Below are 13,669 nucleotides of genomic sequence, written 5' to 3'. Positions count from 1 at the left end.
TTTAGCTAATTTTCTTTTGTCCAAAAATTGTAAGAAGATCTGAAATAGTCTTTTTCATATCTTTTCTATTTACAACCATATCAATTGAACCTTTTTCTAATAAAAATTCAGCTCTTTGGAAACCTTCAGGCAGATCAGCACCAATAGTTTGCTTAATAACTCTTTGACCAGCAAATCCAATAAGAGCACCTGGCTCTGCCATAATAATATCACCCAAAAATGCAAATGAAGCAGAAACTCCACCCATTGTAGGATCTGTTAAAATTGAGATATAAGGAAGTTTTTCGCTATCAAGTCTTTTTAAAGCTGCACTTGTTTTTGCCATTTGCATTAAAGAAAAAGTTGACTCCTGCATTCTAGCACCACCTGATGCTGATACAATTATAACAGCCTCTCTTTTTTCAATAGCTCTATTTACGGCTCTTACAATTTTTTCACCCTCAACACTACCTAAACTTCCACCCATAAATGCAAAATCAAAAACTACAAGCTGAACAGGAATTGAGTTAATTGTACACTCACCACTAATAACACTTGAAACTCTTCCTGTTTTTGCAAGTCCATCTTCAACTCTTTTTTTGTATGAAAGTTTATCTACAAATTTTAAAGGATCATTTGGTTTTAGATTCGAATCAAACTCTACAAAGCTATTTTCATCTGCTAAAATCTCTATTCTTCTTTTTGCACCAACTCTTAAATGAAAACCACATTTTGGGCAAACATTATCTTGATTTTCTATCTCTTTGATAAACATTAAAGCGTTACAACTAGAACATTTTATCCAGTGACTTGGAGCTTCACTCTTTTTTGCTTGCTCTTTATCTTTATTATCAAATGAAATTTTACTAAATAGGTTTTTTAAATCCACAACCCTCTCCTTATTTTTCTAAAGCGATATTATATTCAAATATTACTAAATATTTTTAAATTTCTCAATTTCGTCAAGTTTTTCCCATGGATAATCAGGCTGTCCAACTTGTCCACGCGCAGCTACATCTGCATATAAAAAACTATCTTTTGATGGTTTATCTAATTTAAATTTTTCTGTAATCCATCTTGGAGTTAAAGGGAAATTTTCCATTACAAATGAAGATAAGATATCATCATTATATTTTGTATATGTTCCCATTGTATCAACAGCAACTGAAGTAGGACGTGCTACACCAATTGCATAAGATATTTGTACAATTGCTTTTTTAGCTAAATTTGCAGCAACTATATGTTTTGCAATCCATCGTGCTGCATAAAGTCCACTTCTATCAACTTTTGTATAATCTTTTGAAGATTGTGCTCCACCACCAATTGGTGCATATCCTCCAAAACTATCAACAATTAGTTTTCTTCCAGTTAATCCACTATCATGAAGTGAACTATGATTTACATATCTTCCTGTTGGGTTAATATGAATAATTGTGCTATTTTTATCATAAAGCTTATCAGGCAGACCAGAGTTATCAATTAACTCTTGAATAATTGCTCTTACCTCTTCGATTTTTAAGCTCTCATTTGATGGGGCTGAAACTACAATTGTATGAATTTTTTGAGGTTTACAATTTTCAAAATTCTCTTTTGTTCCATAATCAACTGTAACTTGAGTTTTGATATCAACACCAAATTTATCTTTATGCTCTAAAGCATATTTATAAACTGTATCGCAAAGTCTTCTTGCATAAACAATTGCTGAAGGCATAAATTCAGCAGCTTCACAAGAGGCAAATCCAAACATAATACCTTGATCTCCAGCACCTATCTCTCCAGTTGTTTGATCAACACCTTGACTTATATCAGGACTTTGTTGATTTAATAAAACTTGAACTTTTACATCATCTGGATGAAGTGCTTGCTCTTTTGTAAAGGCACTTTTTCCATCGTATCCAATTTTTGCTAATGCATCTTTTACAATCTTTTCATAATCATTTTGTGATAATTTTGCATTTGATTTTACTTCACCACCAATAACAACATGCTTTCCAGCTACAAAAACTTCACTTGCAACTCTACTGTTACTATCTTCAATAATTAATCTATCAACTATTGAGTCTGCAATAATATCAGCACATTTATCAGGGTGTCCAGGGCTTACTACTTCACTTGTAAATAAGTATTGTGATTTTTTTTCCATTTTTGTTTTCCATCCTTTGTTTTCCACAAGCTTTGCTTGAGTTGTTTTCCATCTTTTGTTTTCCATTTTGTCTTTTATAAGAATTAAAATAAAAATTTAAAGAGTTCGATTTGCTACAAATAGCAAAAAGTTTAGAATTTTAGCTAAATATTTCTTTTATCTACTTTTTTCTTTTAACTGTTTTCTAAAATTCTTTAATATATTTAGCTCATCTTTTAACTTTAATCTTCTCCTAACTCTTTAATAGTTAAATCTTGAATCCATAAAACTTTTGATACGCTTATTAATCGACTAATTATTAAATTAGCATGATAACTATCATTTAAAAGACTTGTTGCCATCTTTTTATCAATTCTTTTCTCTCTAATTAATATATCAATTCTTCTAGTTGCTATTACATCTAACCCTTTTAAATACTCTTTTAATAGCTCTGATTTTGATAAAACATCTATATCATCTTTACTATTTTTCATCTCATTTATAGTGTTTATACTCTTTGCTATTGCTTCTCTAATAAAGTTATATTCATCTTTTATATAGCTATTATTACTTGATATATACTTTCTTACATTTTTTTGAAGCTCTTTTGTATTTTTTACAGATTCAGCTATATCTCTACAAGCATTTCTTAAATCATTCAAATATAGTTTTTTTTCATCATCAAGCTCACTTATAAAATATGTAGAGTAATCTATAATATCACTATATAAAGATTTTATTCTACTTTCATAAAACTCATCTATATTTAAATCAATAATATCAGATGACTCTTTTACAATTTTATCAATATCTTTTTTCCCTAAATATCTATGTCTATGAAGCATAATTGCGTGACTTAAAACTTCACTTGCATTATCATATAAATGAATAGTCTCTTTTCTTGTAGCTTTCAGCGCTGCAAATGGTACTGCAACTACTTCCATATCAAGAAATTTTGGTTTAGTAATATAGCTCTCTTTCTCTTCAACAAATAGTTTTTTAAGAAAAATTACCAGCTTTGGAATAAAAAATGAGAAAATCAAAAGACCAACTAAATTAAATAAAGTATGAAAAACTGCTAATTTCATAGCCCAGTCATCACTTTTTATTCCCAAATATTTTGATATATAATCAACAAAATCAATCATAAGATATAAAGAGGCTAAAGTAATAACAGCGGTGATTCCTTTAAATATAAACAATCCAACTGCCATTCTTTTGCTATTTGCATTTGAAACTATAGCTCCTAAAGCTGCAGTTGTTGCTGTTCCTATATTTGCTCCAACTGCTATTGCCATAGCATTTATATATACAATTTGACCCGTTACCAAAGCTGTTACAGTTAGTGCCATTGTTGCACTACTTGATTGAATAATAACTGTTGCAACAGCTCCAATAAGAGTATAAACTATAATTCCAGCATATCCATCAATTGCAAATTGAGCTAAATTTATTCCTTGTTTTAAATCCTCAAATCCATCTTTCATATATCCAATACCCAAAAAGATAAATCCAAGACCTAAAAGAATATTTCCAAATCCTTGAAAATTTCTATTTTTATAAAATCTAAAAATTACACCAAAAATTATCATAGGAAGAGCAAAAGCAGCTATATCAATCTTAACACCAAGTGTTGAGACAATCCAAGTTGTAGCAGTTGTTCCAACTGCTGATCCAAATACAACTCCTAGTGCACCTGCAAGTGAGATGATTTTTGCAGATAAAAATGAGATTACAATAATTGCAATTAAAGATGAGCTTTGTAAAATTGCGGTTGCAGTTATTCCCAAAAAGATGGCTTTTGAGTTTGTATTTGTGCTATTTGCTATTAGTTTTTCTAAAATTCCACCACTAAAAAATTTAAATCCATCCTCCATAAATTGCATACCAATTATAAAAACGGCAACTCCAGCAACTATATACTTAGAGTCCTCATTTACATAAAGCAAATATGCCAATGAGATTAGAAGTATGTAGGAGAGATATTTTTTCATCTACTCAACTGTTACTGATTTTGCAAGGTTTCTTGGCATATCTACATCATTTTTAAGTCTTATTGATATCTCCATAGATAAAAGTTGAAGAACAATTAACATCTCAAAGAACTCAAGCATATAGTGTTCACAATCATCTATTTTTATAAAATCATCTGCTAGTTCAAAATCTTGTGAAGATATTGCACAAATTGTACTATCTCTTGCACTTAGCTCTTCAACATTTGATTTTATTTTGTCATATAACATATTTTTTGGCATAAGTGCAATTGTAAATAGTTCAGGATCTGCAAGAGCAATTGGTCCATGTTTCATCTCACCAGCTGCATAACCCTCAGCGTGTAGATATGAGATCTCTTTAAGTTTTAATGCACCCTCAAGAGCCAAAGGATAGAATACATCTCTTCCTATAAAGAAAAATCCATGACCATGAAGATATCTTTTTGATAATCTTTTTGCTTTTTCATGAATATTTTCATGAACTTTTAAAGATTTTGGAACCTCTCTTAAAGTATTAACCTCATTTTCAAGCTTATCTTTTGATATTGTTTTTCTAATTTGAGCAAAATATAGACTTAACATCCATAAAACAACTGTTTGAGTAGAGAATGCTTTAGTTGAAGCTACTCCTTTTTCTATTCCAGCTCTTGTTAAAATTGTAAAATCTGCAACTCTTGTCATTGAAGAGTTATCAACATTACAAACAACCAATGTTTTAAGTCCAGCTTTTTTTGCCATTTTTAAAGCTTCCAAAGTATCTGCTGTCTCACCACTTTGAGAAACTACAACAAAAAGTGTATCTTTTGTTAAAAGTGGATCTTTATACCTAAATTCACTTGCAACTTCAACACTACATTTTATTTTTGAAACTCTTTCAAAAAGATATGAAGATGTAAGTCCTGCATGATATGAAGTTCCACAAGCACAAATTTTAATCTCATTTATACCATCTAATATTTTTGAGTCTATCTCATCAAAATTTATCTCATTATCTTTCACACGACCTAACATACAATCACTTACAACAACACTTTGTTCATAAATCTCTTTTTCCATAAAATATCTAAAACCATCTTTTTGAGCAAACTGTTTTGATGTAGGAAGTTTTGACCAAACAACATTTTTACAAAAAAACTCTATTCCATTTTTTGAAGCAACTCCTCCAACTTTATCATCAAGATATACAACATCACTTGCAAATCCTATAAGTGCAGAATCAGAAGATGCAAATAAAACTTCATCTTTTTCTATTCCATGCCCAACAATCATTGGACTTCCAAGTTTATAAAAAAATATTTTCTCAGGCTCATCTTTTGTGATTAATAAAATAGCATATGCTCCTTCAAGCCTTTTTATAGTCTCTTGAAACGATTTTTTTGGATCTTTTAATTTATTGTTGTAGTGCTCAAAAAGATGAACAATAACCTCTGTATCTGTTTGAGATACAAATTTATGTCCCAAAGATATAAGCTCCTCTTTTAACTCTTTGTAGTTTTCTATAATTCCATTATGAACAACATAAGAGTATTGCCCCAAATGAGGATGAGCATTTACTTCTGTTGGCTTACCATGAGTTGCCCATCTAGTATGTCCAATTCCAAGGTTATATCTATCTTTTTTACTCTCATTAACTTTATCTTCAAGATTTACAAGTTTACCAACTGCTTTAAAAACATCAATTCCATTATCATTTAAAACAGCAATTCCAGCACTATCATAACCTCTATACTCTAACTCTTTTAATCCATCCAATAAAATTTTACAAGTATCATACTTTCCTATATAACCAACTATTCCACACATAAAAAATCCTTAAATCATTTTTAAAAATATAAGATTTTAGCCAAAAGTAGCTAAATATCTAGTTTGCTTAAAAGCCTATCGTGAATTTTTCCATTTGTTGCAACTATATATTTATCCTTAAACATATCATAAGTTGTCCCAGCAATATTTGAAACAGTTCCACCAGCTTCACTTAAAATTATAATCCCAGCACTAACATCCCAAGGTTTTAAATTCATCTCATAATAACCCTCATAAACACCTTTTGCAACCATACATAAATCAATAGATGCACTTCCAAGTCTTCTTAAATCTTGACACTCTGGTAAGATATTCTCAATTTTTTTTATCACATCTTTTAAATCTTTTGTATTCTCACCACTACTATATGGAAATCCTGTAGCTAGAAGTGATTTTTGTAAATCATCTTCAATACTAACTTTAATTTTTTTACCATTTAAAAATGCACCTTTTTTATTTTTAGCAAAATATAACTCATCTAAAATAGGATTATAAACAACTCCAATATAAGGTTTTTTATCTTTATAAACTCCAACTGAAATTGCAGTATGAGGTACTTTATTTACAAAATTTGTTGTTCCATCTATTGGGTCTATTATAATTGAACTACCAAATTCAACTAAGCTATTATCTGACTCTTCAGCAATAATATTAAACTCTTTAAAATATTTATTAAACTCTTTTTTTAAAAACTCTTCAACTGCCAAATCATATTTTGTAACTAAATCTTTTTTAGCTTTAAAGTTTACATCTTTTTTTGAATAGTAACCATCTTTTAGTATTTTTCCAGCCTCTTTTATAATTTTTACAAGTCGCTTTTCCATAATATTCCTAAAAATTTTTGGTCTATTATATCCAAAATATTTTTTTTGCCAATAAATAAAAAAGCATCCCAAAAATTGAGATGCTTAAAAAATTGATATAAAATATTCCCCGAAAACTATTTATATAGATAATTTCTCCTGTGTGGCGGATATTATATAAAAGAAATGTAAGAAAAATGTAAGATTTTTAAAATATTTAAATTTTTTTAAAAATATATCTAAATATATTTTGTCCTTTTTTATAATAAACATCATATCTAATACTATTTTTAATACATATATTGCTAACCATAAAAAGACCTAAACCAAGACCTCTTTTCGCTTCATCTTCTCGATGATTTTTATTAAATATAATATCTTTATTTTTTATCTCATTCCCAAAACTTCTAAACTCTAAAATAGCCTCTTTTTCATTTTCTAATAAAACTACATCTACTCTCTTATCTTTATAACCATATTTTATAGCATTTGATAAGTTATTATCTATAATTCTTTCAAGCTCTATATCATTTATATAAACATAAATAGATTTATCAATTTGTGCTTGAATTTTTTTAAAATTTACTTTACTAATTGTTGAAAAGAAATTTATTCTCTCAATTAATGAAGCTTTTAAATCTACTTTTTTAGGTTTATATGAGATTGTATCCGAAGTTAAAAGATATGATAAATCTTCATAAGAGTTTGAAAGCATATTTATAGATGCATCAATTTGCTCAATAAATGTATTCATACTACTATCTTTTTGAAACTTTTTTATCATCTCACTATTCATTAAAATATTTGTCAAAGGAGTTCTGATTTGATGTACTGTATCTGCAATAAATTTTTTATTCTCTCTTAAAAGATTACTATTTTGTTCCAACTCATTTGTAAATTTATCATATAAAACATTGTATTTTTTTGCAATTTTTGATAACTCATTATTGTAAGTTAATAACTCCTCTTCTACTTTTTTAGACTCTTTAATACTTTTTAAAATAGTCTCTATTGGTTTTGTAAATCTATTTTGAACAAATATAAAAATTAGAAAAAGTATAAAAACAATTACAAAAAGTGAACCTATATAGAGATTTTTTATATCTTTTAAAAACTCAACTCTATTACTTAAATCAATTTCAAGCTCCATAACAACATTTTCAAAACCTAAAAATTGAAACATATTTTTATCAAATATTGGGGCTGTTATAGTTAAAAGATTAGATTCTAAATTTTGAGTATGTGCAAAGTTTATGGCTGAATTTACAATTGCAGAGCTTGAAATATTACTATTTTCAATAATATCTAAAGAGTCATACAAACTTTTTTTTGTCTCATCTTCTAATTTTTTTAATAAATTATAGTATGAGTAGCCATCTTTATTTTTAAAAACTCTATATACTCTTACACTATTATTTGATTGAAGATTTTCAACAACAAAAGAGATTGAACTATTTTTAATTTGAGTATTTATAAAAGATAATTCCAAAAACTTATCTTTAGATAGTGAAGCATAAGCATATAATCTATACTCTAAATTTATTGGGTCACTATTTATAAACTTAGAAAAATATATATTTCCATCTAAACTCTTATTCATAAGAGCTTTAGCATCGCTTATATTTGTTAAATCCAAATTTAAATCTTTTAAATCAGTTGTTTTATAAATCACATAAGATCTATCTATTAAATATAGTTCAAAATCATAATTTTGTAAATTGTACTTTTTTTTCAAAAAAAGCTTTAGCTCATCTAAATCTCTACTGTTATCTTTTTTTAATAAAGTTAAAGCATCATTTGCAATATTAAGAAAAAGATCTCCTGCATCATTAAACTCAATACTTCTATTTAAAATAGAGTTTGATATAGCTTTTTTATGAAGTCTTACTTCACTATTTACAAATCTTTTTAAATCCTCATCATATTGATTTTTATAAGAGATATAATTTATAGTTAAAACAAAAAACAAAATTGCTGATAAAAATAGTATAAAAATATATAGTTGATATCTTAATTTCATTTTAAATCTTTTTTTATCTCAAATCTATATCCAACACCCGTTTGTGAGAAAATAAATTTCTCATCACTATTAAAATATTTTCTCAATCCATTTACAAGCTGTCTTAAAGGATAAATATCTTTTATATCATTCTCCCAAACATAATTTTCTAAAATCTCTGTTGGTACTGTTTTATTCAGATTTTTAAGCAAAATAGTTAAAAGTCTTCTCTCTTTTCTTCTAATTCTAACAAGTTTTGAATCTATTGTAAGCTCTTCTGAAATAAGATTATAAGATATATTTTTAGATATTTTAATAATATTATTATCTTCAATTTTTCCATAAATTTTATCAATTTTTATCTCTAACTCTTCAAGATAAAATGGTTTTTTTATATACTCATCACAACCATTTTTATAAGCTGTTTTAATATTATCTAACTCTAAAGATGCTGTTATTATTATAATAGCACTTTTTATATCTTTAGTTCTTATATATTTTAATATCTCTAGACCAGAAACTTTTGGAATATTAATATCTAAAATATATAAATCATAAAAATTTTTATCAATATAATCAAGCGCCTCTTTACCATCTTCTAAAGAGTCAACTTCATAACCTTTATATTTTAAAAAATTAGTAATAGTAGTATTTAATTGAATATCATCTTCTATAATTAAAATTTTCATTCTAGTATTCTATCCAACAATATATTTAAAGACAAAATAGATAAAATCTTTTATGAAAAATTTTATAAAAATAGAAGATAGTGTAGTAGATTTTGGTGATTGTAAAAATTGTGAAGCTAGATGTTGCAAAGGAGCTTTTGGTTCATTATTTTCACAAATACTAAAAGAAGAGTTTGAAGTTCTTTATCAAAACTTTCCAATACTATTTATTTTTGGTTCTAAAGGTTTTATAAAACCTATTATCTTAATATCAAATGGTTATGATTCATGCCCTTATCTAAAAGATAATCTCTGCTCAATTTACGAAAAAAGACCTAGTGTTTGTAAAATCTATCCATTAAGTCCAAATCTTGATAACTCAATTTATACAGATAGCTCTTGTCCTGAAGTTTTTAAAGGAACAAATAGTTTAGATATAGAAGTTGATTTTTTTTCAAATTATCAAAAAAGCTACTTAGATACTCACTTTGAGTTTGATAATCTAAAAATTGATGATTTTGAAGAGTTACTTTTTATAAAAAATATGAGATTTTTTAAATATATTGGAAAAGAGAGTTCAAAATATTTAGATTTTCACAAACTTTCCCTTGAAAATCTTAAAAATTATAGTTTCTATAAATAAAAAAAGAGAGTGAAAATTCACTCTCTTTAAAAACTATTATTTGATGATTACATCATTCCAGGCATTCCGCCCATTCCACCCATACCGCTCATATCAGGCATGCTAGGTTTATCTTCTTTAATATCTGTAACAGTTGCTTCTGTTGTTAAAAGTAGTGATGCTACTGAAACAGCATTTTGCATTGCAATTCTTTCAACTTTTGCAGGATCTACAATTCCAGCCTCAAACATATCTACATACTCACCGCTTGCAGCATTAAATCCTAAGTTCTCATTTGAAGATTTTTCAACCTCATTTGCAACAACTCCAGCATCATATCCAGCATTTAAAGCAATCTGTTTTAATGGTGCTTTAATAGCTCTTAAAACAATAGCAGCTCCGATTTGCTCATCACCACAAAGATCAAGTTTTACTTTAGCAGCTGCTCTAATTAATGCAGCTCCTCCACCAATTACAATTCCCTCTTCAACAGCAGCTCTTGTTGCACTTAAAGCATCATCAACTCTATCTTTTTTCTCTTTCATTTCAGTCTCTGTTGCAGCTCCAACTTTAATTACAGCAACTCCACCACTTAATTTTGCAAGTCTCTCTTGAAGTTTTTCTCTATCATAATCGCTTGTTGTATTTGCAATCTCTGCTTTAATTTGGTTTACTCTTGCAAGAACTGCATCTTTACTTCCACTTCCATCAACAATAGTTGTATTATCTTTATCAATTACAATTTTTGAAGCAGTTCCAAGTGCACTTAAATCTGTAGTTTCAAGTTTCATTCCCATCTCTTCAGATACAACAGTTGCACCTGTTAACACAGCAATATCTTCAAGCATAGCTTTTCTTCTATCACCAAATCCTGGAGCTTTAACAGCAGCAATTTGTAATGCACCTCTTAATCTATTTACAACTAAAGTTGCTAATGCTTCACCATCAACATCTTCAGCAATAATTAAAAGTGGACGTCCTGCTTTATTTACACCTTCTAGTATTGGTAAAAGCTCTTTTAGTGAAGAGATTTTTTTATCATATAGTAGAATAAATGGATTATTAAACTCTGTTGTCATTTTTTCAGGATTTGTAACAAAATATGGACTTAAATATCCTCTATCAAACTGCATTCCCTCTACAACATCTAGCTCATCCGAAATTCCTTTTGCTTCTTCAACAGTAATAACACCATCTTTTCCAACTTTTTCCATAGCTTCAGCAATCATTTTTCCAATTGCACTATCTGAGTTTGCTGAAATTGTTGCAACTTGCTCTATTTCTGTTTTATTTGCAACAACTTTTGAAGATTTTTTAAGCTCTACTAAAATAGCTTCACAAGCTTTGTCCATTCCTCTTTTTAAAGAGATTGGGTTTGCTCCTGCTGTTACATTTCTAAGACCCTCTTTGAAAATTGAGTGAGCTAAAACAGTTGCTGTTGTTGTTCCATCTCCAGCCTCATCAGCAGTCTTACTTGCAACCTCTTTTACAAGTTGAGCTCCCATATTTTCTAAAGTATCAGCAAGTTCAATCTCTCTTGCAACACTTACACCATCTTTTGTAATTGTAGGAGCTCCAAAAGATTTTTGTAGTAAAACATTTCTTCCTCTTGGACCCATCGTAACTTTTACAGCATCTGCTAGTTTTTCAACTCCAGCGAACAGTCTATTTCTTGCATTATCACTAAATATAATCTCTTTTGCCATCTTACATAACTCCTATAATATTTTCAATATTTAATACTAGATAATCTTTACCTTCTAGTTTAATTTCAGTTCCTCTATATTGTTCAAACACAACTACATCTCCAACTTTTACATCTTCAACTTTGCTTCCAATAGCAACTACTTTTGCAGTTTGAGGTTTCTCTTTTGCATTATCAGGAATAATTATCCCACTTGCAGTTTTGTTCTCAACCTCAGTTCTCTCAACTAGAACTCTTTCACCTAGTGGTTTAAAATTCATTTTCTTTCCTTTTATATATGATTTAAATTTTATTATTAGCTTAAAACTTAGCACTTACTAGTTTTAAGTGCCAAATTTTATACAATTTTTTCTTTTTTGTCAATAAACCTTTAGTCAATTTAACTAAGAGTTGTATTTTTTGTGTCTATTTATATAGTTTGTTAAAAGTTCTAAAAGAGAATCTTGTAGATTTTTATCAAAGTTATTTAGGTTTTGAAAACACTTATCTGCCAATTTATCAGCACTATTCATAGCCTCTTTAAGCCCTAAAAGATTTACAAAAGAGTTTTTAAAACTATCATTTTGTGTAGTTTTACCAGCAACTTCACTACTTTCAAGCTCATCTATAATATCATCTTGAATTTGAAACAAAAGTCCTAAATCTATTCCAAAATCATATAACTCATCTTGAGTTTGCTCACTATATGAGGCAATTATTGCGCCCATTTTAAGAGATGCTGCTATTAATTTAGCAGTCTTATTTATATGTAAAAACTCTAATTTTTCAAGCTCTATTTTTTGTTTTTCAAAAAAACAATCTATTGCTTGACCAATTATCATACCATTTAAGCCACCATTATGTCCTAAAAGTTTTATTAACTCAATTTTTATATCATTGTGAAGTGAAGCATTTGCTATTAGATTAAAAGCTTCACTATTTAAAGCATCTCCAACTAATATAGCAGTTACCTCATCATATTTTATATGAAGAGTTTGAAATCCTCTTCGCAAACTTGCATTATCCATTGAAGGTAAATCATCGTGAATTAGTGAGTATGTATGTAAAAACTCAACAGCAAGTGCCACTTTTAAACTATTATCAACTAAAAGTGGTTTTTTTGAGTTTACAACACTTAAAAGAAGCATTGGTCGAAATCTTTTTCCACCAGCTTTTAACATTTCACCCATAGCCTCTTCAAAGTGTGGATGAAAACTTTTTATAGTTGGGAGGTTAGATAGAAGATAATCTTCAAATTTATTTAATAAATCTTTCATCTATTTTTGACCTAAATTTCCTAATCCACCTAAATTACCCATCAAATTCATAGCCACTCTTTTTTTATTCTCTTCGCTTTGTTTTATAATATCATTCATACAAGAGATTAAAAGTATTTGCAAAGAGTCTTTATCTTCAAGAAGTGAGTCATCAATTTTTAAATCAACAACTTCAGAATTACCATTGATTGAAATTTCAACCATTCCACCACCTGCTTTTGCAGTAAATAGATTTTGTGCATTTTTTGCTTCTTGCTCTTTTGCCATATCTTGGAATTTATTTATCATATCTCCAAGATTTAGATTTTTTAAATCAATACCATCAAACATAGTTACCACCTACTAAATCATTTGTAATAAGTTCAATACTATTTTTATCATCTACTAGCACAACAGTTGGTTTATAATTTTTTAACTCTTCTTGGCTATATGTTGCATAAGCTATTACAATTATCTTATCTCCAACAGATACTTTTCTAGCAGCTGCTCCATTTAGACACATATCTCTTTTTCCAAACTCACCTTTGATTACATAAGTTTGAAATCTCTCACCATTATTAATATTTACAACATCAACTTTTTGACCAACTCTTAGATTACTAGCTTGCATAAGCTCTTCATCAATAGTAATTGAACCAACATAATTTAAATTTGCATCGCTTACAGTTGCTCTATGAATCTTACTGTATAACATCTCAAATGTCATATCATTTAATCC

The 13,669-nt window shown here is 28.3% G+C and carries 13 protein-coding genes; 1 reads left to right on the top strand and 12 read right to left on the bottom strand.

Annotated elements, in window-relative coordinates; all coding sequences use genetic code 11:
• Nucleotide 1 precedes the first annotated feature (1 nt).
• The 7 genes from accD to ASKIR_RS02130 all read right to left on the bottom strand — a co-directional run bounded on the left by accD (nucleotide 2) and on the right by ASKIR_RS02130 (nucleotide 9,389).
• On the bottom strand, nucleotides 2–868 hold the full coding sequence (gene accD, locus ASKIR_RS02160) for an acetyl-CoA carboxylase, carboxyltransferase subunit beta (RefSeq protein ID WP_066352424.1): 867 nt from the start codon (nucleotides 866–868) through the stop codon (nucleotides 2–4).
• Between the two features lie 45 nt (nucleotides 869–913).
• Nucleotides 914–2,122 carry a methionine adenosyltransferase gene (gene metK / locus ASKIR_RS02155; RefSeq protein ID WP_066352914.1) on the bottom strand — a complete coding sequence of 403 codons (1,209 nt, stop codon included), beginning with the start codon at nucleotides 2,120–2,122 and terminating at the stop codon, nucleotides 914–916.
• Between the two features lie 221 nt (nucleotides 2,123–2,343).
• The gene (locus ASKIR_RS02150; protein ID WP_066352426.1) at nucleotides 2,344–4,095 is read right to left on the bottom strand and encodes a Na/Pi cotransporter family protein; all 1,752 of its coding nucleotides are present in this window, start codon (nucleotides 4,093–4,095) and stop codon (nucleotides 2,344–2,346) included.
• Nucleotides 4,096–5,898: a glutamine--fructose-6-phosphate transaminase (isomerizing) gene (gene glmS / locus ASKIR_RS02145; protein WP_066352429.1), complete on the bottom strand. Its 1,803-nt coding sequence runs from the start codon at nucleotides 5,896–5,898 to the stop codon at nucleotides 4,096–4,098.
• A 50-nt stretch (nucleotides 5,899–5,948) separates the two neighbouring features.
• A complete protein-coding gene (locus tag ASKIR_RS02140; RefSeq protein ID WP_066352431.1) occupies nucleotides 5,949–6,722 on the bottom strand; it encodes an inositol monophosphatase family protein in 774 nt (257 codons plus the stop codon).
• Nucleotides 6,723–6,918: 196 nt separating this feature from the next.
• The gene (locus ASKIR_RS02135) at nucleotides 6,919–8,721 is read right to left on the bottom strand and encodes a sensor histidine kinase (RefSeq protein WP_066352433.1); all 1,803 of its coding nucleotides are present in this window, start codon (nucleotides 8,719–8,721) and stop codon (nucleotides 6,919–6,921) included.
• Entirely contained in the window at nucleotides 8,718–9,389 is a 672-nt protein-coding gene (locus tag ASKIR_RS02130; RefSeq protein ID WP_066162419.1) for a response regulator transcription factor, read from the bottom strand. Before ASKIR_RS02130 ends, ASKIR_RS02135 begins: the two co-directional genes overlap by 4 nt.
• Before the next feature lie 52 nt (nucleotides 9,390–9,441).
• Between ASKIR_RS02130 and ASKIR_RS02125 the strand changes: the two genes are divergently transcribed.
• On the top strand, nucleotides 9,442–10,011 hold the full coding sequence (locus ASKIR_RS02125) for a YkgJ family cysteine cluster protein (RefSeq protein ID WP_066352436.1): 570 nt from the start codon (nucleotides 9,442–9,444) through the stop codon (nucleotides 10,009–10,011).
• 47 nt (nucleotides 10,012–10,058) lie between these two features.
• On the opposite strand, the gene groL is transcribed toward ASKIR_RS02125, so the two are convergent.
• The 5 genes from groL to panD all read right to left on the bottom strand — a co-directional run bounded on the left by groL (nucleotide 10,059) and on the right by panD (nucleotide 13,657).
• The gene (gene groL, locus ASKIR_RS02120; RefSeq protein ID WP_066352437.1) at nucleotides 10,059–11,696 is read right to left on the bottom strand and encodes a chaperonin GroEL; all 1,638 of its coding nucleotides are present in this window, start codon (nucleotides 11,694–11,696) and stop codon (nucleotides 10,059–10,061) included.
• Nucleotide 11,697: 1 nt separating this feature from the next.
• Nucleotides 11,698–11,955: a co-chaperone GroES gene (groES, locus tag ASKIR_RS02115; protein WP_066352439.1), complete on the bottom strand. Its 258-nt coding sequence runs from the start codon at nucleotides 11,953–11,955 to the stop codon at nucleotides 11,698–11,700.
• 123 nt (nucleotides 11,956–12,078) lie between these two features.
• On the bottom strand, nucleotides 12,079–12,951 hold the full coding sequence (locus tag ASKIR_RS02110) for a polyprenyl synthetase family protein (RefSeq protein WP_066352445.1): 873 nt from the start codon (nucleotides 12,949–12,951) through the stop codon (nucleotides 12,079–12,081).
• On the bottom strand, nucleotides 12,952–13,281 hold the full coding sequence (locus tag ASKIR_RS02105) for a YbaB/EbfC family nucleoid-associated protein (RefSeq protein WP_066162435.1): 330 nt from the start codon (nucleotides 13,279–13,281) through the stop codon (nucleotides 12,952–12,954). It lies immediately after the preceding gene.
• The gene (gene panD, locus ASKIR_RS02100) at nucleotides 13,274–13,657 is read right to left on the bottom strand and encodes an aspartate 1-decarboxylase (protein ID WP_066352447.1); all 384 of its coding nucleotides are present in this window, start codon (nucleotides 13,655–13,657) and stop codon (nucleotides 13,274–13,276) included. Before panD ends, ASKIR_RS02105 begins: the two co-directional genes overlap by 8 nt.
• Nucleotides 13,658–13,669: the final 12 nt, after the last annotated feature.

This window comes from Aliarcobacter skirrowii CCUG 10374 (assembly GCF_003544835.1).
In the GTDB taxonomy this organism is placed as follows: Bacteria; Campylobacterota; Campylobacteria; order Campylobacterales; family Arcobacteraceae; genus Aliarcobacter; species Aliarcobacter skirrowii.
This window is presented reverse-complemented; position numbering and strand designations above follow the sequence as displayed.

Coding starts and splice junctions, on each gene's coding strand:
- ASKIR_RS02130 (WP_066162419.1), bottom strand. CDS start 9,389: ATGAAAATTTTAATTATAGAAGATGATATTCAATTAAATACTACTATT.
- glmS (WP_066352429.1), bottom strand. CDS start 5,898: ATGTGTGGAATAGTTGGTTATATAGGAAAGTATGATACTTGTAAAATT.
- panD (WP_066352447.1), bottom strand. CDS start 13,657: ATGACATTTGAGATGTTATACAGTAAGATTCATAGAGCAACTGTAAGC.
- groL (WP_066352437.1), bottom strand. CDS start 11,696: ATGGCAAAAGAGATTATATTTAGTGATAATGCAAGAAATAGACTGTTC.
- ASKIR_RS02140 (WP_066352431.1), bottom strand. CDS start 6,722: ATGGAAAAGCGACTTGTAAAAATTATAAAAGAGGCTGGAAAAATACTA.
- ASKIR_RS02110 (WP_066352445.1), bottom strand. CDS start 12,951: ATGAAAGATTTATTAAATAAATTTGAAGATTATCTTCTATCTAACCTC.
- ASKIR_RS02105 (WP_066162435.1), bottom strand. CDS start 13,281: ATGTTTGATGGTATTGATTTAAAAAATCTAAATCTTGGAGATATGATA.
- ASKIR_RS02135 (WP_066352433.1), bottom strand. CDS start 8,721: ATGAAATTAAGATATCAACTATATATTTTTATACTATTTTTATCAGCA.
- ASKIR_RS02150 (WP_066352426.1), bottom strand. CDS start 4,095: ATGAAAAAATATCTCTCCTACATACTTCTAATCTCATTGGCATATTTG.
- ASKIR_RS02125 (WP_066352436.1), top strand. CDS start 9,442: ATGAAAAATTTTATAAAAATAGAAGATAGTGTAGTAGATTTTGGTGAT.
- groES (WP_066352439.1), bottom strand. CDS start 11,955: ATGAATTTTAAACCACTAGGTGAAAGAGTTCTAGTTGAGAGAACTGAG.
- metK (WP_066352914.1), bottom strand. CDS start 2,122: ATGGAAAAAAAATCACAATACTTATTTACAAGTGAAGTAGTAAGCCCT.